This is a genomic window from Thioalkalivibrio sp. XN279 (assembly GCF_011089885.1).
GTDB lineage: Bacteria > Pseudomonadota > Gammaproteobacteria > Steroidobacterales > XN24 > XN24.
Genome location: NZ_JAANBD010000028.1, coordinates 245,600 through 266,266 on the forward strand (window position 1 = coordinate 245,600; position 20,667 = coordinate 266,266).

General features: G+C 60.6%; 15 protein-coding genes. 2 read left to right on the forward strand and 13 right to left on the reverse strand.

What is annotated here, in order from left to right; genetic code table 11:
* Positions 1-279 precede the first annotated feature (279 nt).
* A complete protein-coding gene (gene cysD, locus G8346_RS10765; RefSeq protein WP_166051892.1) occupies positions 280-1,191 on the forward strand; it encodes a sulfate adenylyltransferase subunit CysD in 912 nt (303 codons plus the stop codon).
* On the forward strand, positions 1,191-3,095 hold the full coding sequence (cysN, locus tag G8346_RS10770; protein ID WP_166051086.1) for a sulfate adenylyltransferase subunit CysN: 1,905 nt from the start codon (positions 1,191-1,193) through the stop codon (positions 3,093-3,095). The genes cysD and cysN overlap by 1 nt, the downstream gene beginning before the upstream one ends.
* Positions 3,096-3,151: 56 nt before the next feature.
* On the opposite strand, the gene G8346_RS10775 is transcribed toward cysN, so the two are convergent.
* The 13 genes from G8346_RS10775 to G8346_RS10835 all read right to left on the reverse strand — a co-directional run bounded on the left by G8346_RS10775 (position 3,152) and on the right by G8346_RS10835 (position 20,567).
* A complete protein-coding gene (locus tag G8346_RS10775; RefSeq protein ID WP_166051894.1) occupies positions 3,152-4,279 on the reverse strand; it encodes a glycosyltransferase family 4 protein in 1,128 nt (375 codons plus the stop codon).
* A complete protein-coding gene (gene asnB / locus G8346_RS10780; RefSeq protein ID WP_166051088.1) occupies positions 4,279-6,207 on the reverse strand; it encodes an asparagine synthase (glutamine-hydrolyzing) in 1,929 nt (642 codons plus the stop codon). Before asnB ends, G8346_RS10775 begins: the two co-directional genes overlap by 1 nt.
* A 103-nt stretch (positions 6,208-6,310) precedes the next feature.
* A complete protein-coding gene (locus tag G8346_RS10785; RefSeq protein ID WP_166051090.1) occupies positions 6,311-7,261 on the reverse strand; it encodes a glycosyltransferase family A protein in 951 nt (316 codons plus the stop codon).
* The gene (locus G8346_RS10790; protein ID WP_240901465.1) at positions 7,258-8,526 is read right to left on the reverse strand and encodes an O-antigen ligase; all 1,269 of its coding nucleotides are present in this window, start codon (positions 8,524-8,526) and stop codon (positions 7,258-7,260) included. The genes G8346_RS10785 and G8346_RS10790 overlap by 4 nt, the downstream gene beginning before the upstream one ends.
* Positions 8,516-9,763, reverse strand: a complete 1,248-nt coding sequence (locus G8346_RS10795; RefSeq protein ID WP_166051093.1) for a glycosyltransferase — start codon at positions 9,761-9,763, stop codon at positions 8,516-8,518. Before G8346_RS10795 ends, G8346_RS10790 begins: the two co-directional genes overlap by 11 nt.
* The gene (locus G8346_RS10800; RefSeq protein WP_166051095.1) at positions 9,763-10,776 is read right to left on the reverse strand and encodes a polysaccharide biosynthesis protein; all 1,014 of its coding nucleotides are present in this window, start codon (positions 10,774-10,776) and stop codon (positions 9,763-9,765) included. The genes G8346_RS10795 and G8346_RS10800 overlap by 1 nt, the downstream gene beginning before the upstream one ends.
* Before the next feature lie 27 nt (positions 10,777-10,803).
* The gene (locus G8346_RS10805) at positions 10,804-12,171 is read right to left on the reverse strand and encodes a lipopolysaccharide biosynthesis protein (RefSeq protein ID WP_166051097.1); all 1,368 of its coding nucleotides are present in this window, start codon (positions 12,169-12,171) and stop codon (positions 10,804-10,806) included.
* Positions 12,172-12,230: 59 nt separating this feature from the next.
* Positions 12,231-13,355, reverse strand: coding sequence for an aminotransferase class V-fold PLP-dependent enzyme (locus tag G8346_RS10810; RefSeq protein WP_166051100.1), 1,125 nt, complete (start codon positions 13,353-13,355; stop codon positions 12,231-12,233).
* Between the two features lie 3 nt (positions 13,356-13,358).
* Positions 13,359-14,444, reverse strand: coding sequence for a DegT/DnrJ/EryC1/StrS aminotransferase family protein (locus G8346_RS10815; protein ID WP_166051102.1), 1,086 nt, complete (start codon positions 14,442-14,444; stop codon positions 13,359-13,361).
* 27 nt (positions 14,445-14,471) lie between these two features.
* Positions 14,472-15,338, reverse strand: a complete 867-nt coding sequence (locus G8346_RS10820; RefSeq protein ID WP_166051104.1) for a hypothetical protein — start codon at positions 15,336-15,338, stop codon at positions 14,472-14,474.
* Positions 15,339-15,375: 37 nt separating this feature from the next.
* Positions 15,376-16,302 carry a Wzz/FepE/Etk N-terminal domain-containing protein gene (locus G8346_RS10825; RefSeq protein WP_166051106.1) on the reverse strand — a complete coding sequence of 309 codons (927 nt, stop codon included), beginning with the start codon at positions 16,300-16,302 and terminating at the stop codon, positions 15,376-15,378.
* Between the two features lie 4 nt (positions 16,303-16,306).
* Complete coding sequence (locus tag G8346_RS10830; protein ID WP_166051108.1) at positions 16,307-18,949, reverse strand: SLBB domain-containing protein; 2,643 nt, start codon at positions 18,947-18,949, stop codon at positions 16,307-16,309.
* 16 nt (positions 18,950-18,965) lie between these two features.
* Positions 18,966-20,567: a capsule assembly Wzi family protein gene (locus G8346_RS10835; RefSeq protein ID WP_166051110.1), complete on the reverse strand. Its 1,602-nt coding sequence runs from the start codon at positions 20,565-20,567 to the stop codon at positions 18,966-18,968.
* Positions 20,568-20,667: the final 100 nt, after the last annotated feature.

Genomic DNA, 20,667 nt, shown 5'->3' on the forward strand with positions numbered 1-20,667 from the left:
CCGATGACGAAAGCCACCGGACGCAGTGCGAGAATGAATACGGCTGTTACGAGAAACGCGACAAGCGCTGCGTCAATCCGTGACATACAGCAAAGATCCCCAATAAAATGATGCGTATTTATACCTAGCCACGCGCAGGCTCTCAAGCGAAAAAGGCCGAATGTGGGCGGAAAATGCCACAGTCTATGCGGCCGCGGCAGCCGTAGATGCCGCATAGCCTAGGACGCCTCCGCTACAATAACCACCCACCGCGTCACATTGGTGAAAGGACCCCCGGTGATCGACACCCGCACCCTCACCCACCTCGAGCGGCTCGAGGCGGAAGCCATCCACATCATGCGGGAGGTGGTGGCCGAGGCCGAGAACCCGGTGATGCTGTACTCCATCGGCAAGGACAGCGCGGTGATGCTGCACCTGGCGCGTAAGGCCTTCTACCCGGCCCGGCCGCCCTTCCCGCTGATGCACATCGACACCACCTGGAAGTTCCGCGCGATGTACGCCTTCCGCGCTGAGATGGCCGAGGAGTCCGGCATGGAGCTCATCGTGCACACCAACGCGGAAGGCGTGGCGCAGGGCGTGAATCCGTTCACCCATGGCTCCGCGCTGCACACCGAGATCATGAAGACCGTGGCGCTGAAACAGGCGCTCGACAAGCACGGCTTCGACGCGGCCTTCGGCGGCGCCCGGCGCGACGAGGAGAAGTCGCGCGCCAAGGAACGGGTCTTCTCCTTCCGCACCGCGCAGCATCGCTGGGACCCGAAGAACCAGCGTCCCGAGCTGTGGAAGCTTTACAACGCGCGCAAGAAGAAAGGCGAGTCGATCCGCGTGTTCCCCATGTCGAACTGGACCGAGCTCGACATCTGGCAGTACATCTGGCTGCACAACGTGCCGATCGTGCCGCTGTATTTCGCGGCTGAGCGGCCGGTGGTGGAGCGCGACCGCACGCTCATCATGGTGGACGACGAGCGCATGCCCATGAAACCGGGCGAGCAGCCGGTGATGAAGCGCGTGCGCTTCCGAACCCTCGGCTGCTACCCCCTCACCGGCGCGGTGGAGTCGAATGCCACCACCCTGCCCGAGATCATCCAGGAGATGCTGCTGGCGAAGTCCTCCGAGCGCCAGGGCCGCGTCATCGACTATGACGAGGGCGGGGCCTCGATGGAGAAGAAGAAGCAGGAGGGATACTTCTGATGGACCAGCTCAGCGAAGACCTCCTCGCCTCGAACATCGAGGAATACCTGCACCAGCACGAGCACAAGACGCTGCTGCGCTTCATCACTTGCGGCAGCGTGGACGACGGCAAGAGCACGCTCATCGGCCGCATGCTGTACGACTCGAAGCTGCTGTTCGAGGACCAGCTCAGCACCATCGAGAAGGACTCGAAGAAGTGGGGCACCCAGGGCGAGGAGATGGACTTCGCCCTGCTGGTGGACGGCCTCGCCGCCGAGCGCGAGCAGGGCATCACCATCGACGTGGCCTACCGCTTCTTCGCCACCGAGCAGCGCAAGTTCATCGTCGCCGACACACCCGGTCATGAACAGTACACGCGCAACATGGTGACCGGCGCGTCCACGGCGGACGCGGCAGTCATTCTCGTAGACGCCCGCAACGGCGTCCTCACCCAGACGCGGCGGCACAGCTACCTGGTCTCACTGCTGGGAATCCGGCACGTGGTGCTGGCCGTGAACAAGATGGATGCTGTGGGCTACTCAGAGACACGCTTCGACGAGATCGTGGCGGACTATACCGCCTTCGCGAAGAAGATCGGGATCGAGGAGTTCACCGCCATCCCCGTCTCGGCGCTGAAGGGCGACAACATCGTCAGCCCCAGCCCGAACACAAGCTGGTACCACGGCCCGACGCTGATCGGCTACCTCGAGACGGTCGAGGTGGACGACACGCGCATGCAGCAGGCGCCGTTCCGTATGCCGGTGCAATGGGTCAACCGTCCCGACTCGAGCTTCCGCGGCTTCGCCGGCATGGTGGTCTCGGGCACGGTGCAGCCGGGCGACCGCATCCGCGTGCAGCCCTCCGGGCGCGAGAGCACGGTGGCGCGGATCGTCACCTTCGACGGCGACCTCGACCAGGCCGTGGCCGGCCAGTCCGTCACGCTCACCCTGAACGACGAGATCGACATCTCGCGCGGCGCAGTGATTTCGACCGCGGAAGCCCCGGCGCAGATCGCAGACCAGTTCGAGGCCAAGATCGTGTGGATGGCCGACGAGCCACTGATGCCCGGCCGCAGTTATCTCGTAAAGATCGGCACCAACCTGGTTGGCGCGCAGGTCACCGAGATCAAGTACCAGGTCAACGTGAACACGCTGGAGCACATCGCGGCCAAGAAGCTGGAGCTGAACGGCATCGCCTTCTGCAATATCAGTTTCGACCGGCCGGTGCCTTTCGATCCCTACGTCGAGAACCGCGACACCGGCAGCTTCATCCTCATCGACCGGATGAACAACAACACGGTCGGCGCGGGCCTGCTCGACTTCGCGCTCCGTCGCGCCCATAACATCCACCTGCAGCACCACGACATCGACAAAGCCGCTCGAGCGGCGCTGAAAGCCCAGAAGCCGTGCGTGTTGTGGTTCACCGGCTTGTCGGGATCGGGCAAGTCCACCGTGGCCAACTTGGTGGAGAAGAAGCTCCATGCCATGGGGCATCACACCTACCTGTTGGACGGCGACAACGTCCGCCACGGCCTTAATCGCGACCTCGGGTTCACCGAGGAGGACCGGGTCGAGAACATCCGTCGCGTGGCAGAGGTCGCCAAGCTGATGGTGGACGCGGGGCTGATCGTGTTGACGGCGTTCATCTCCCCCTACCGCTCAGAGCGGCAGATGGCCCGGGCTCTGTTCGACGATGGCGAGTTCATCGAGGTGTTCATGGACACGCCGCTGGAAGTCGCGGAGTCGCGGGATCCGAAGGGGTTGTACAAGAAGGCGCGGCGCGGGGAATTGAAGAATTTCACGGGGGTGGATGCGCCTTATGAGGCGCCGAAGGCGCCGGAATTCTCAATGAACACGGCCGCAGTAAAACCGGATGATGCTGGCGACGCACTGATCGAGGCCATGAAGCTTCGGGGGCTCGTCTAGGGCCTAGTTCGTTTTGGCGCTGCGCCCTGCGCATGGGACTCACCGCAGACACCGAATCACCTCTTCGCCGAGAGCAAAACGCGGTACACAGCCAGATGCGCATCCACCACGTGCTCAATGGCAAACGCCCGCTCAGCTAACGCGCGGCCGGCCTCACCCATCCGCTGCCGCAAATCTGGGTCCTCTATCAACTTTTGGATCGCATTCGCCAAAGCCAGCGGATCGCGCACTGGTACCAGCAGGCCGGTTTGATCCGGCTCGATGGCATCACGACATCCAGGAGCATGGGTTGTGACCACCGGTCGTCCGCAGGCGGCTGCCTCGATCAGCACCTTGGGTAGCCCTTCCCGATACGAAGGCAACACCACAATGCTTGACTGGGCGAAGAGCGCAGGAATGTCCGCACGGTGTCCAAGCACCTCGACCATCCCTTCATCCCGCCAACCGGCCAAGTCTTGATCTGTCACGGAAGAGGGATTGCCGGGATCCGCTGCCCCAATCAGCCAGAACCGCACATTTAGACCACGCGCAATCAAGAGACGTGCTGCATCAACGAACTCCAGCACGCCTTTATCCCTCAGCAAGCGCGCGGCAAACGACACCACCACCGTTCCTTGTGGCTCTGGATACACTGGATAGCCTGACATGGCCACGCCGGAGCCTCTGATGAGGACGGTTTGTTGTTCTCCTACTGCCCCCAACTCAACCAACACCCCGCGGTCATCGGGGTTCTGAAAAATCACCCGGATATTGCCATGCCCCAGTGCGAGGCGATAGAGCGCTTTTACCGCTTTACGTACCAGGCGCACCTTGCGACCGGAATCGACAAACACCCAGCCCAGGCCCGATATCGCCGCCACCACTGCGGGCACACGCACCAGGCGCGCAATCAGTCCCCCATACAGGACGGGCTTTATCGTCACCAAATGCACCAAGTCCGGCTTGAGTCGCCTCATCAACCAGAAAAGCGCCCATAAACTATGGAGTTCGGCCAGCGGATTCTTTCCACTTCGAGAGAGTGGGATCTTGTGATGAGCAAACCCCAAGTTCGTGATCTCCCCAGCCTCTCCGGGCCCGGTAGCTACCTGCACATCGAAGCCCGCTTGACGTGCGGCCAAAGCCAACGGCAGACGATGAGAGAAAAAAAACTCCGGGGCGTTAACCACGAACAAAATCCGCGCCATCAACGCCACCGCTCCCTCCACGCCTGAAACATCAACACGTCCCAAAGGTGGTAATGCCAGCGCCGGCGACCGCCGAGGTGCTCAGCCCAGTGCTTCCGAATCGTAGTCGGGTCGAAGAAGCCTTCTTCCCGCAGCCGTTTCTCGTCCAGAAGACTTTCCGCCCACTCGCGCAAGGGACCGCACAGCCAGTGCTCGATTGGCACACCGAACCCCTGCTTGGGCCGCTCCATCAGCTCGCGCGGCACATATCGGTAAAGCACTTGTCGCAACAGCCATTTACCCTGCCCGTCGCGCACCTTGAAGGCGAGCGGCACTCGCCACGCAAACTCCACCAAGCGGTGATCGAGGATGGGCACCCGCGCTTCCAAGCTCACGGCCATGCTGGCCCGATCAACCTTGGTAAGAATGTCATCCGGCAGATATGTGAGCATATCGAGCAACATCATCTGGTTCCGCAAGTCGGCAACCAATGGCAATCGGTCGGGCGCGCTCAGGACAGTGGCTGGCTCACAGGTGTCAACGACGACCCGATCCGGCTCGTTCCAATGCGACACGAGCTCGCGATAGAAGCCGCGACCGTCTCGATGACCTAACACGCCCGCCAGTTTTGGCAGCCGATCCGGCAAATAAGAAACCTGCAAGTGCTTCGGTAGCAAACCCTGAAGGCTCTCCAGAGTCTGCGCAGGCGCGTGAGCCAAAGCCCAGCTCATGGCACGTCGCAGCGGCACTGGCAACGCCCGCAACTTGCTCCAGACCCGATAGCCCAACAAATACCGGTTATAGCCGCAAAACAGCTCATCCCCGCCATCGCCGGAGAGGCTCACGGTCACATGTTGGCGTGCAAGCTGGCTGACCAAGTAAGTTGGAATTTGCGAGGAGTCGGCAAATGGCTCGTCGAATATGTCGGGCAACTTCGGGATGACTGCCATCGCGTCAGACGACGTCACCATCAGCTCCGTATGCTCCGTGCGGAGATGCGCCGCAACCGCCCGCGCGTGCTGGGCCTCGTCGTGACCGGCCTCAAAAAACCCGATGGAAAACGTCTTGATCGGCCGCGTACTCTGGGCCTGCATCAGCGCGACCACTGTCGTTGAATCATAGCCGCCGGAGAGAAACGCCCCCAGCGGGACATCCGCCACCATGCGGCGATTGATCGCATCCCTGAGCAGGGCATCGAGCTCCTCAATCAGGGCCTGTGGCTCACCGCCCGAGGTGCGCACACCGTCTCCAGCAATCTGCGCGAGATCCCAGTAACACACCGGTTCGCCAATTTCGCGCCCGCCATCTCTAACGGCCACAAAATGCGCCGATGGCAGCTTGCGGATGCCCTCGTAGATGCTCCAAGGTGCTGGAACGCAGTTGTGGCGCATATACAGTGCCAATGCATTCCGATCCACTGTGGGTTGGAAATCCGGATGTGCCGCCAGCGCCTTTAGTTCCGAGCCGAATAGAAAGGTGCGGCCGGTGCGACCGAAATACAGGGGTTTTTCCCCCATGCGGTCGCGTGCCAGATAAAGTACGCGCTCGCGCGCATCCCACAGCGCAAATGCAAACATGCCATTGAGGCGCTTGAGCGTACCCTCCACGCCCCAGTGACGCAGCGCCGCGAGCAGGGTTTCGGTATCAGAACGGCCGCGCCAGTGGAACGCGCCGCCTTCGATCTCCAACGTCCCCCGTAACTCCGCGTGGTTGTATATCTCACCGTTGTATGAAAGTACGAAGCGCGCGCAAGGCGACACCATCGGCTGATGCCCCGCGGGGGAAAGATCCAGAATGGAAAGGCGCCGATGCGCGATGGCGAGCCCTGCCGCCTCGTCCACCCACAGCCCGACATCGTCTGGACCGCGATGAGCAATCTGCTGGCCCATGCGCTCAGCCACCGTAACGTCAATTCGGTTCGTGCCCATGAAACCAGCGATGCCGCACATCCGTAAGCTCCCCCGTCAAGGCGACCGTTCTAACGTAGAGTTTCCGGTGGACCTTAGAGACAGGTCTCTATGAGCATCAGTTGGTCCAGCAGACGTTTCGGCCCTACCAACCCCCTCTTATATCCTTTACCTTCTTGAAAAAGGTCCACGCCGGGCCAGGAACCAGTCTACATAAGCGAACGAACAGAGAAATTACCAGACTATGGCCTCTGGCTGCTGCAGCCATTTCTCTCAACGCGGCGTAATCTTTTTGTCTCGCGGCGCCCACCGCCTGAAACATCGTGTTTCTCAATATGGCACTGATAGCCGTTGCCCTGTTCTCTTCTCTTAGTTCGGCCGCGTCGGCACCTAGGAAGGAACTGATGTGAAACGGCACCCCATCCAATGGTCTTTCGTTCGATCTATTTTCGGCGTTCCGGAACACCGTCACACTGGGCCTACTTGAAAACGTGAACCCTCCTCTGTCCACCAGGCGCATCCAAGTGTAAATATCTTCTCCCCTGGTAGCCTGCTCTGGAAAGCCCCCTATCTCAAGAAGAAGTTGTTTCCTCGCGCATGCAGTGGACGAATTCACTAGTTCGAACCGGGGATAAACACTGAAGAACTCTCTGGCTGACAAGCAGGCATCTGACGTGAACGGAATCCGCCTTATCAGATCTGAGCCGTCCGACTCAACAATCCGGTGCGCGACCGAATAGAGCCCAAAGTCAGGATAAGATTCGATCAACCGCATAACCTCAGTAAGATGCCATGGATCCCAAGCATCATCGGCGTCCAGAAAACACAAATAATCCGCAGTCGCCAGTTTGATTCCACGATTCCGCGCTCGTGAGACCCCCGCATTTGTTTGTCGATATACATTCAACCTTGGATCCTGAAACTTTGAAGCAACTGCGAAACTGTCATCTTCCGACCCGTCGTCGACCACCCAGAGTTCGAGCTCCTTAAACTCTTGCGAAAGAACAGAGGATATTGCTCGTCCTACTGAACTTTCCTTGTTGAACAGGGGTATCACAACTGAGAAGAAAGACGGTACCTGTTGCATAACAATCATAGCACTTCGTTCGATGCACTAGAGCCTGGCTTACGTCGCACAATTGACTGTTTATAGAACACATAAATCGGCGCCGTGTTGGGTCTGCTTGCGGAGGCAAAAATAATTGTGACAACTATCGCAAGGCGTATGTTTTCGATGAACGTACCGTTCCAAAGCCATGCCGCGAGAACAAGCCACATCAGTAAACCGCTTTTTAGCTCCTTTGCCCCCGCAAGAGGCCGCAGGTGTGCGATAACGCCGACCGCAGCCACGGCGAGTATAATCAGAGATCCGAGGATACCGAAGCGCAATAATAGCGAGACGTACTGGTTGTCAACGATATCTAGATCGCTGTATTTGATAGCACCCCATCCAAAGACCGGACGCTCCAGGATGAGTCGCACGGCAGTATCGCGCAGGGCCTGACGTTCGGAGTAACTTTGATCGGCGCCAAGGTCCAAAGTAATCACCATCTTAATCAAGTCTCCCACTCGCTGGAAAGACTCGGCGATCGAAGGCAAGAAGTAGACTGCCGCAACGGGGATAACAAGCGCTATTGCAAGCTTGGGCGCCGACAGGCTTCGGCGGTTGGTAACCATAGCTGCTACAACGTTTGCCACAAACGTGACGAGCACTACGGAGGACGTGAGCCACGCGGTGCGGGACCCGCTCAGACCTATCGCGCACACAGATATAAGCGCGAGCTTCAGATCCGGGCGCACCCTGAAATTGAGAGCGATCACAAGCGAAAGGACTGCGAACAGTCCTAGGAAGTTGGGGTTTTCGAACGGAATGGACAAGCGAACATAATAGGTTGAGAACGCCGTCTTCGTGTCGCCATATACGATTTCCACCACCGAGGCGAGCACTGGCACTTCGAACATCAAAACCAAGCCGCAGGACACCCCAAAAATGAGCACGGCGAAACATGCGCGTCGAAGATCTTCCAGCCGCGGCGGCCCGACCACGAGAGCCAGCGTGCCGGAAAAAAATACCATTGATGGTTTCAGCAATTCGACGAAATCACGGACGCCCGTCGAGTAACTGGAAAGCGAGAGCGTGAGAATGTAGCCAATCAAGGAGATTCCCGTCACAGCGAGTATTGCTGGTAGTGCGATTCGCGCAGTTTGAGGGTATCGTCGGGCAAACCGATCGAAGTAGAAGATGCCCCACACTGTCGTCACAGATACGAAAGCCCACTCTACCGCCCAGTTAAAGAGATGACCCGGGATCAGCGCCGCGACCAGGAAAAACCAAGGCCGATTGCGCTTGTTAATCGGCATCAGCACTCGCCCTACTCCAAGGCCATACGTGCTGTGCCTTAGACAGGGCCGCGATGTGAGCGGTCAACGCCGCAGTCGCCTCTTGGCAATCGCGAACGCCGGCAAACGTGCTGGCTGTAGCGGTAGCAGATGGATGTCGAATCCGCCGGATTACGCGCATCGCTTGACCGGCCAGTTCCAACGTTGCTTCCTTGGAAATGGAGAACGCAGTAGCGAACCATCCACGATACCGCGCATAAACCGCCACCGCATCCAAGGTTTCGCGATAGTAGCTCGGATGCGCAAAAAAGCACTTGGCGTACAGTCGCGGAAAATTCGCAGTTCGGTCGTCGCCAAGTTTCTCCGCTGCCTTTATCAACGAATAAGACCAGACGGTGGGCACGCTGTAAAACTCCGGTATGCGTGGATCCCAAGCCAGATCATGAAATGGTCCGATGTGCGCGTTATCACGCAACTTCCCCTTGTGGCGACCCTCGGCGCTCTGCCCCGAGGTACTGGCTCCGGAGCTACCGGGAACTATGAACGGGAAGTCGATCTCGACGGCGCTGAGCGCCTCGGCCGAAATCAATGCTGCGCTGTATGCGTCTGGGCTGACGCCCCCGAAGAGCGAGCCATGCCGGACCTCAATGCGCTCGACGAGCGCGCGGGAAACCATCCCGAGGTAGGCGCGCGGCATTCGTAGCACGCCGGCTCCGAGCAAGTCCAAGGCCTCACGGTAAGCTTCTGCCGCATCGAATGGTCGAACTGTGGACGTGAAAGGTAAGACGGCGAGCTTGGCCGCATAGCCATCCCCGAAGTATCGGGACGAGAAGTCAGGCCAGTAATAGCTCGCCGGAAACGTGCACCGGACCGAGTCTACGCCCTGTTCGCGGGCCCAAGCGGCAATTTCCTCCGCGCTCGAGTGGACGAAGTCGTCATCACCAATGAAAATGAGATAATCGCCTGTAGCATGGCGCGCTGCTTCACGAAAGTTATCGACCACCGTTAACTGGCGGTCCGAGACCGGTCGAATCAACCGCACACGACCCCTTGCGACCCAGTCCGCGAGCTCGCGGGACAATAGATCCTCTGCGGATGTATCGCACACGATGATCTCGCTGCGCGGCAGGTTATTCGCCAGTGCGGCAACGGCGCATGCCGCATATCTCTGACGGTCATGAGTGGGAATCAGTATGGAAAGAACTGGCGGCGGGCCACTCCCGAAAGGCGAGTTCGCCACGACGGTCCCCTCTCTCATCACACGCTCTCGAGCTCGCGCCGTACATAGTCCAGACTCAGGAGAACTTCTACGATTTCGGACACGCTAAGCCGCTGGGTAGTGTGTGAGGTGTAGTCCTCTACGTAGTTTACTTCGGGTTGACCCTCTAGAATGTATTTATCGTAGTTCAGGTCACGGTTGTCAGCGGGAATACGGTAGTAGCGGCCCAGATCCTGCGCCTTGGCCATTTCCTCCCGTGAGACCAGGGACTCATAGAGCTTCTCGCCATGGCGTGTACCAATAATGTGGATCGGCACTTCGCGACTGAAGATATGCGTGAGGGCCTTGGCGAGATCTCCGATCGTGCTCGCGGGCGCCTTCTGCACGAAGATATCACCCTGCTCGCCATATTCGAACGCGTGCAGAACCAGGTCTACCGAGTCCTCGAGCGACATCAGGAATCGCGTCATGTTCGGATCGGTAACCGTGATCGGGTGTCCCGCCTTGATCTTCTCGATGAAGAGCGGAATTACCGAGCCCCGCGATGCCATCACGTTGCCGTAACGTGTGGCGCACATAACTGGCGCACCCTCTACTACGCTGCGCGCCTTCGCTATTAGCACTTTCTCAGCCATGGCCTTCGAGATGCCCATCGCATTGATGGGATAGACTGCCTTGTCGGTGCTCAGCAAAACTACCCTTTTGACGTCATTGGCGATTGCTGCGTTTAGCACGTTCTCGGCGCCAATAATATTGGTGCGTACCGCTTCCATGGGGAAGAACTCGCAGGATGGTACCTGTTTGAGCGCAGCGGCATGAAAGACATAATCGACGCCACGCATCGCATAACATATGGAATTGTAGTCGCGGGTGTCGCCGATAAAAAACTTGACCTTTGGGTTGCGTAACGAAACGCGCATGTCCTCCTGCTTCTTCTCGTCGCGGCTGAAAATGACGATCTGTCCGATGTCAGTATCCAGGAAGCGGCTCAGTACGGTATTACCGAAGGAGCCGGTTCCACCAGTGATCATTAGAGTCTTGTTTGTTAGCATTGTTAGCTCACAGAGTCGTTATCAGATTCATATCCAAAGGGCGAGAGCCGCGGTGACCAGCGCGAAGCCAGAAAAGATGAACGCTGAGCGTGCAGCTGCGGCTCGTACGAAACGGAGTTCACCCCCATCGAACAGGCGAAAGCAACGCATCCAGGACACCAGTGTCGACACGGTGTGGTACACCGCGTAGACAACACACAGCGCGATGACGCTACCAGCCCCGACCACCGCCGCTGCAGCAATGAGCGTAACAATGGTCAGGGCAGCCGACATTGAGGCTTGGAAAGTGTAGTCTTTACGAGCCACTAAAATACAATATGGGACATAGCCAAGCGCACCGCAGGCTAAACCCGGCAGCAGCACACCGACATACGTGGCGACAGGCGCGGCCACGCCCGTATCACCTAACCATGCGCTCGTAATAGGCTCACGAAACAGCCAGAGCGCGGCTGTTGGGAACAGGGTCACAACGGAGATCACGTTGACAAATTGCCGTAGGGTAACCGCTGCATCGGAGGGGTTTGCCGTTGCTATGCTTCTCACGATCCGTGGCTGGAAGAACTGAACCACCGGGCCAGCAAAAGCCGTGACGGGTGCCATACACAAGGACATAGCGAGAAAGTATGGCGTAACAGCAGCAGGCGAGGCGAGTCCCGCCAAGATGACCTTATCGAGGTTCATCACTGCTGCCCCTGCAAGACCGAACAGCATTAGCGAGCGGCCCTGCCGAAGAAAATGAGCCACAGTCACCTTGGACCTGGCGGCGCTAGCGTTCGGCAGCACATCCACCCCGATCAAGCGGAAGCTGCGCACGTAGGTGACGAACCAATGGACGATGGCGCAACCCGCCTGGGTCCACAGAAAAACTGACAAGCTCGGCGTGATGAGGTGTAAGGCCGCAAGCGTAATGACGGCCCTGAGAATGGCGCCAAAGAACTGCAATGCCGAAGCCGTACCAAAGTGGCGGCGGGCCAAAAGTGCGGACTGACCAACGTTCTGCGCGGTGAGCGCCGCGAACATCAGCATCGACGCCACCACGTCGGTAATGCTCAACCACGCGCCGGAAACCATGCCAACCGCCAGAGCTATCGGGAGAAGCGCCGCGTACAGCGCGACGATGATTCGGGTGCCGGTCTGCAAGATGCGGATCGCGGTTGCATCGCCATCCGGCGCCGCGGCTATATCGCGGCCAACGATGATCGACACACCCAAATCCAGCATAAGCATCAGAGCCTGGACCGAGAGCACTACCGCAACAATCCCAAATGTGTCGGGCCCGAGAATGCGGCTGAATGCGGGTAGGACCAAGAGGCCAACCAGCAACGCGCCGAACTTGCTACCGTAAAGCAGGGACAAATCGCGGCCCGCACATCTCTTCCGGATCGCCGGGTCCAAGTACGATACTGGCCGCCGTCTGGGTGGCATTTTGTATGGACGTACCGACGTGCCCATACCTAGTGTCCGAACACGGCTTGCAAAGTGTTCGTCATTTGTATCGATTGAGACTCGTCTATCCACCACCCGCACGGGACCGCCAGCACCTGTGACATGAATGAATCGGTGCCTGGCAGTGCACGTCGCAACGCATCGAACCCGCTGTAAACGTCATTTCGCTGGTGGAGACGCGTGGCCTGTAAGCCTCGAGATTGGAGTTCCAGTATGGCTTGATCCCGGCGATCAGCGAGGAAAAGAAAGGTCCAATAAGCTGGCACTGTGCCCCGCCGTGCCACGACGGGTTTCGCGCCTTGCATGTTACTGCACTCGCGAAGGATATGATGGGCGACATCGCGTGTTCGTTCCTGCCTTGCGCCCAGTGACGATAACTGCTCCAGGGCCACCGCGGCGCTAAGCTGATTGAGCGCGCTGGACCAGCCGATCTCTTCCACGTCACACTGGGGATCAATCTCTCCCAGGCTATCCCGAAAGCTAGACGCATCGATGCCGAATCGGCGCAGCCGTGTTGCGCGTGCGGCGGTCTCGGCGTTGGGGCACACCAGTATGCCGCCCTCTATGGCATTGATCTGGCGGTTGGGATAAAGCGAGTAGACGGCGTAGTCTCCCAACCTGCCCACTGGCTCGCCCGCGCTGGTGGCGCCGAGCGCGGCGTTACAGTCCTCGATTACGGCAATGCCTCGTTCGCGACAGACCGTTACGATCTCTTCCATAGGCGCAGGGTAACCCGCTATGTGGTAAACCATCACTGCTCGAGTCCTCGGTGTGATGGCTCTCTTGAGATCGTCCGGCGAAATGGCGGCATTCGTCGCATCGATGTCGACCCAGACGGCGCGCGCACCCAAGCGCGCGATTGGCGCCGTAGATGCCAGACAAGAAAAGGCCTGGGTCAGCACGTCGTCACCCGGACCAACGCCCGCTAAGTGAAGCGCCAATATCATTGCGCTGGTCATGTCGCTTGTAGACACGACGTGCGGCCGATTCACAAGCCGGGAGAATTCCAGCTCGAACTGCGCCACCTTAGGACCTGCTGCGATCTGCCCTGAACGCAGAACCTGGAGTGCGGCTAACTCCATTTCGGCCGAGTGTACAGGACTGAACAGACGGATCATCGAATCGAGCGACACGAATCACCCCTTGGAAAGGGCGTCAATTATGCGTTCGCGATCGGCGTCGGTCACCCACCAACCACACGGAAGGTGTGTGAGCCGCCGGTAAAAAGTGTCCAGACCAGGTAACGGGCGTCGCATAGCAGCGAACACCGAGTGCAAATGATTAGGTCGATGTAACTTGGATGCTGCCACATCTACGGCAGCAAGGCGTCGCTCCACACCTTCTGAATCGTCACTAAGAACCGAGTAGAGCCAATATGAAGGCGCAGCGGTTGGCTCAAAGCGAGTGATGGACAAGCCGGCGATCTTCGGGATGCACTCGTCGAAAAACCGGCCATTTGCTATGTGTCGATCGATGAGTGACCTGATCCATTTGAGCTGCGCAAGCCCGATGACAGCCGCGACGTTGTGCATATTGTACTTGAAGCCATATCGGGTGATATCCACCTCCGTGCGCGGCACACCCTTGGCCAACCCGAACCAGCGCAGCCGTCGCGCGAGCTCAACCTTCCCGAGGTCCCGCATCGTTAGCATTCCACCATCGATGGTGGTCATGTGTTTGATGGCCTGAAACGAGAAAATCGCGAAATCACCCACGGTACCGATACCTTGGCCGCCATAGGTTGCACCGAGGCTATGTGCTGCGTCTTCTATCAGTACGATATCATGCCTATCCGCCAACGTTCGCAGCGCTGCCAGTGGGGCCGGGAATCCTGCGTAGTGGACGACTACGATTGCACGGGTGCGCGGTCCGATTAATGACTCGACCGATGCCGGGTCCAGATTGCCGGTGTCAGGCTCCACATCGGCAAACACAGGCACGGCGCCACATTGAAGAATGACCACGTTCGTCGGCTCAGCGGTCATAGAAGTGGTGATGACCTCGTCACCTGGCTTCACGTCAGCCAGCAATATCGCGAGATGGAGCGCCGCAGTGCCGCTGCTCACCCCGAGCGCAATAGGAAGGCCGAAGGTCTCGGCGAAGCACTTCTCAAAATGATAGACATGCTCGCCTTCGCCAATGAAGCCGCTGTAAAGCACCTCCTCCAGTGCCGACAGGAGACTCTCCCGGGGTGGCATCGCGACTTTTACTAATGGAATCATGAGAGTGGTTGAATCGTCAGACGGGCATCATGGGGCCGCGCGAAAGCGGGCCTTGTTTCCAGCAAGAAACTTCAGGATTCGCTGCTCCGATTCGTTGACGCGCTTGTTGTATGTCTTATCCTCAACACAGCATACCGTGACATCCGACATGCTTTCCCGCATTGCGTATGCCGTCTCACGATCGCGCACGAAAGCTACGCGGTCCGCACATGATGGCAGGCTGAAGATCAGGAGACCGGGGGTAGTGTCGTCGAGCGATGCCCCACCAATTTCAGCGACGGCATCGTGAAGCCACTGTGTGAGCATGCACCACTTCTCATCCAACGTAACATCGCGATAAAACGAGAGCCCCGACTTGGGAGCGGCCGGAGATCCGGCAATGACCATTGAACCCGGCCACGACTTGGTGATGTTTGAACTGATTAGTGCCACGAGCCTGCGGCCAAGCGTCACGCCGGAAGCGACAATACAGGACCCCACCAACCAGACATCGTCTTCGATCAGAACAGGACGCTCACCAATTAGAGTGCAGCCCTCCATCTGTTCGCCTGCAGCAACATGAGTCCACAACTGGGAGTACATGCCTACGCGCACGCCATTTCCGATGGCAATTCCGCCTGTGCCATCAATTACACAGTGCTGGCCGAACCAGCAGTGCTCGCCTATCGTGACGGACCTGCCGCTGAGAACTAAGCATCGGTCATGTAGTGTTGTCCAGTCACCAATCAAAACGTCGCCACCCGAACAAACTATCCTGACGCCGGGCCCGAGCTGGCAGTAGTCGCCGATGGTCACTGTGCCTGGTTTCGCGAACACGACCTCGGCTGAGGAATGAATCTGCGTGCGGCGACCGACGTCTACGACTCCAGTGCCGGCAGTCTGGAACTGAGTCATGTTCTACCCCTTCTGGATTGTTGCTCGGAAAGGCACGTCATTTCTGCTCAGACCGAATAAGGTGGACGATCAACACAGAAAAAACGCCGAGTGCGCCGCCCAGAAAAGTTCCAACAAGAACGATTAGAGTCCGCTTTGGCCTAACACTTTGCTTTGGCGGCGATGCCGCATCCACAACACGGAACGCAAAGTCGTCGTTTCCGCGTGCCAACATTAGCTTTTGAAGCTCGCTTTCCAGCAACCTCCCGATCGACTGTTGCAGCGTAACTACGTTTGCTCGGGCGAACTCCGACTGGAGATAGGCGACGTTGGCCTCCGCCTCCCGCAACGCACGCTCGCGCAACCTGCTGTTAAGACGCTGAACCAGCGCGTTGGCCCACTCCGCAGCCAGTTCTGGCTGGGTCCATTCGACTCCGAGCGTCACCATTCGCGTTTGACCATCCTCGCTGACTTCAAGAACATTCTCGTGAAAATACCTCACCGCATCCCGTACATCAGGCCACTCCTCTGGTGCATCTCCCCGCCAGCGCTCTTGCTGCGAATCCCATTTTTCAGCAAAGAAGACCGGCAGCAAGTCGAAGTCCTCGATGAACTCCCGCGCGAACTCGCGGGACTTGAGGCCCGCTATCGCCTCAGCACTGCCACGACCACCTACGCTAACCCCTGCCAGCGCTGCCAGTCCACCGAGCTGCCCGCCCAGGGATGCCGAGGTCTCTTCTTCCGCCGGAGCCAGCACTACCTCGGCGCGATACCATTGGCTAGCCGTCAGTGCATAAGTGACAGCGGAAACAGTAAAAACCGAGGTCACCGCGATGATCAGCCACTTTCCACGCCACGTTGCATTCCAGAGCTCACGCAAGCCCATATGGTCATCGTGCAGCCCGCCAAGTGCCTGCTCCGGCATGACGTACACCAAGCGCTGTCCCGCAGGCGATCCTTGATGCAGCTTCTCTTCGGTCGTCATGGCGCTAGAAGGAATTCACCGCCGCCACCGCGACAGCCAAATTAAAGATAATCGATGTCACCGCACTCCACAGCGGCAGCGGTCGCATCCGCTCGATATCCATCGGAACCACGATCGTGTCACCCGGTTGGACTGTCATATCCGCCTCGCTGAACCACCTGCGGGAGCCATTCGCGTGGACCTGCCCATTGGCCCGCACAACGTAGATTCGGTCCGTGTCCGCGCGGCGCGTCATGCCGCCGCTCAGATTGATGTAATCGTCGCGGCTCAGCCCCTTCGCGAACAGGATCGAGGTGGGGCTCTGGACCTCACCGAGCACAGTCACGGACTGCATGGGACCGGGCACCATTAGCACGTCGCCGTCCTCGAGTATGACGTCCCCAGCCGAGCCGAGTTCGGCCTGCAACACTCTGTTCAAGTCCATCGCCAGCCGCCCGACCGGCGTCGCCGACTGAAGGTCGCCGAGCAAGCTCCGCCCGGTCGCAATGGTTTCCATGGCCTGGGCGTCACCGGCGGCCTGCCCAGCCTGGGCGCCCTCCAACGCGAGCGCTGAAAGGTCGGCTTCCATGCGCCGAGATAACTGTCTAAGCTGTTCGGCCTCGCGCTCACGCAGCTGTTCGCGCGTAAATACGGCACCCTCCGGGAAGGCGCGGTCGGTCAGGCCGCCAGCTCTTTGGAGCACGGACAACAAGGTCTCGCCCTTGCGGATCGGATACGTACCGGGGAACCGGACCTCTCCGAGCAACGTCACCGACTCCTGCTCACGCCAGTTGGTTACTTCCTTGACGTGGAGGAAGTCATAGGGCTGGAGCATGAAGTCCGCGTGGGGATCGCCGGCTGCGATGCCGGCCAAGTCCACCTCGACCAGCTCTGCCTCCCGATACTCGCCGCCCATGACCTGGTATCGAGTCACCTCAGCGGACGCGATATAGGCACTCTCGCTCAGGCTGCCGCCCGCCCGCAACAGGTCGCTGACGGTCATCCCCGGCTCGAGCGGGTAGGTGCCCGGGTCGCGGACTCGGCCATCGACGCGCACCAGCTGCGCCGGCGCCTCCAGGCTAGCCTGTAATTCCAGTTCCTCGAGCAGTGCGTCTACCACGGCGCGGCGGTCAGCCGCCAACCGGCGCTCAAGTTCCTCCTCTGACAGTTCCGTACCGGCAGCTGCCCCGTTGTCAGGCTGCCCATTGGGCATGCGCTGCTGTCCGGCTTGTTGCAGCGGCGTCAACTCTGGTGGCATCAGCTCTTCCGGCAACGCCTCCCGCGTGAATACGTTCACGCGATCGCCCGGCCGCAACTCCACATCCGCCGCCGAGCCTGGGGCGTCGAGCGCCTGCTCCAGGTCGGCCGACAGCGCCACGATCCGGCGACTCGGTCGCAGCTCGCGCCGGATCAGGAGGTAATTGGCGTCGGCCAGTGGCTTGAGGTATTCGAGCGAGGGCAGCAGGTCGCTGATCCTCATGCCAGGCCGATACTGCACCGCTCGCGGCCGGAACACGTGGCCGGCGAGCTCGATCCGGTTGTCCATGCGGTCGATCACAGCCGGCACGTCGACGAGGTCGCCGGCCTTGACCCCGGCCGCGCGCCCGGTGGCCGTGACGAGATCGAGATCCAGGATCACCCGGTCCTGCGAGTCGTTGACGCGTGACAAAGTGGCGCCCTGTGGATGCGCGGTCGCGGTGAGGCCGCCGGCGAGGCGCACGAGCTCCTCGGCCGTGGTGGCGCTTTGCAGCTCGTATATGGCCGGTCGGTTGACCTCGCCCTGGATGCCGACGCGGGTGCCGACCGGAGGGATGAAGATCACGTCCCCCGGCTGCAGCCTGGCGTCTGCGCGCGTGTCGCCCCGGAGCAGCAGGTCGTACAGGTCGAGCGTGCCGACCACCTGGCCGTTGCGCTTGTGCCGGATGTTGCGCAGCGAACCGATCGGCTTTACGCCGCCGCTGGAGAACAGCGCATTGGTGATGGTCGAGAGGCTGCTGACCATGTAGGAGCCGGGACGCGTCGCCTCGCCAAGTACGAAGACGCGGATGGACCGCAGCTCACCCATTGAAACGCTGGCGCTGACGCCGATCATCTGTTGGCTGACGCGGTCCTGCAGCAGCTGCCGCATCTGGTCGAAGCCCAACCCCGCCACCTGGATCGGACCGAGCTCAGGGAAGTTGATGGCGCCGTCGCGGTTCACCACAAGGCTGAAGTTACCCGGCGTCTTGCCGAACAGCTGCACCTGCACAGTGTCACCCACGCCCACCTCGAAGTCCGTCGGCACCGGGATATCCGTGACGGGCGCGAACGTGGAAGGCACGCCGGCGAACAGGTCGTAGCCGAACAGCGGCAGGCCGGTCGCCTCGTCGAGCACCTGCTCACGCACGGCGGGACCCTCGTCCGTGGCGCCGTTGAGCCCGTTGCGCCCGTTCATGCCCTGCGCATCGCCACGCGGATCGCCCTGCGACGGCTGCTGCAGTCGCTGGTCCTGGATCGTGTTGCCGCTGCGCTGCTGGTACTGCTCCATCAGCTGGCGCTGCTGCTCGGGCGGCAGCTGGCGAAACATCTCGAGCTGCTGCGGCGTCGGCGTCTGCGCCTGGACGCCCGCGGCGAGCAGCATCCCGGCCAGCATCATCCCCGCCAGCAGGCGGCCTAAGAATCGCGTCATGTGCCTCATAATCCGTTCATAACCCGGAGTAGTCCCATGTCCATTGCAGGAACACCTGCGCGTCGGTCTCCGACTCGCCGGTGACCTCGTTGTCGGCGGATTGTAGCCCGAAGCCGGCGCTGACCGTGCCGAGCTTCAGGCCGTTGTACTGCAGCTCGCGGCTGTGGCTGAGCTGGGCGCTGAAGATTTTCGTTTCTGCAGGCGCGACGGAATGGATCGCATCCCGGCCGGCACCGCCCCCGAGCTCGTTCAGTGTGCCGGCGCGAATGAGCGCATGCCAGGTGCGCTCGTTACGGTCGACCAGAGTCACGCCCGCGCTCAGCACCTCGCTGTCACCGTCCAGGCTCGCACCGATCGTGCGGCCGTAATAGCGGTAGCCGCTGGTGTAGATCGAATGCTCGTAGGCCGTGTCGTAGCGCGGGTTGCTCTTGTAGAACGACGCCAGCGTGTTGCTGTACTCGAAATGCGCGCGCCAGCGGCCGGACAGCCAGCCGGCATCGATTTGGCCCCACGCCTCGATCCCAAGCTGGCCGAACCACAGCGAAGGCGTGCCGCCGGCCTCGTCTTCGGCCGTCGCCTGGCCGTAGATCGCCCAGGGCTGGCGCATGAACGGCGAGCGCCAGCGGAAGTCCACCGCGGCGAGCTGGTTGCCGGGCTCGGTGTCGATGGTGAGATCGTCGTCGCCGCGGTTGTCCCGGCCGAGGACCAGGTCGGTGAAGGTGCTGAAGCCGCAGGGACGGCCCTGGCCGCACCACTGCGCCGCGCGCGACAGGCCGATCTCGAGGTTGTCGGTGGGGCGGAAGTTGAAGCGGAACGCCGTCAGCCGCGCATTCGGGACGTCGCGGCCGCTCTCGAGGAAGCCCCACACCAGCGAGTAGTTCCACGCGCCGAGCCACGACAGCCATTTCGTCTCGAAAGGTTTCGCGACATGGCGCTCGATGCCGAGCGCGCTGACCGGGCGCGCGTTGGAGGACAGGATCAGGCTGTCGCTGTGGCCCGGGCCCCACCAGCGATCCAGCGCGCCGGCATGGATGACCTGGTTGGCGAAGATACCGGCGATGTACGAACCGTCGCCGCGCCATTCGCGATCACCGGGCCGCGGCTCGTCGGCGTAGGCGACCTGGGCCCGGGCGGCGAAACGGTCGCCCATCCACGACACGCCGACCCGCGCTTCCAGGTCATCCCGCGGCGTGTCTTCGAAGGTCCGTAGCCAGATACCCTCGTCGGTGCGTACTGCGACGCGAGCGTTGGGCTGCAGGCCGCGCAGGCCGCGAACGGTCGCGAGACGCGACTGCAGCCTGGCCAGGGCGGCCGCCACGTCCGGATCGCCCAGCCGGGCGCAGGCCGCGCGGTCCCGCTCAGCCCCACCGTTCCAGCCGATGTCCGATGTGCCGCAATCGTCGATGGCCGCGAGGTCGGCTGTCAGCGTGCCCCAGGGAATAGGCCAGGTCGTGACAGGCGACTTGATGACGCCCGCGTCGGCCAGCAGCTGGACGTCGTGGCGGAGTGCGAGGTCGCCGGGCCTGGCCCACGGGTCGGCCAAAGCGGGAGACGCCGGCAGGGCCAGGAGGATGGCCGCTGTACCGATCAAAAGTCTCTTGGTTTTAGGCATGTGCATCGCGCCTGGATCCTTCCGTAAGCGCTTCTGCCCCCCTTGGTCGTGCAGTGCCAAATGGGTCGGGCCGAGCCGCGACCCACGCATGATAGGGGGCGGGGGC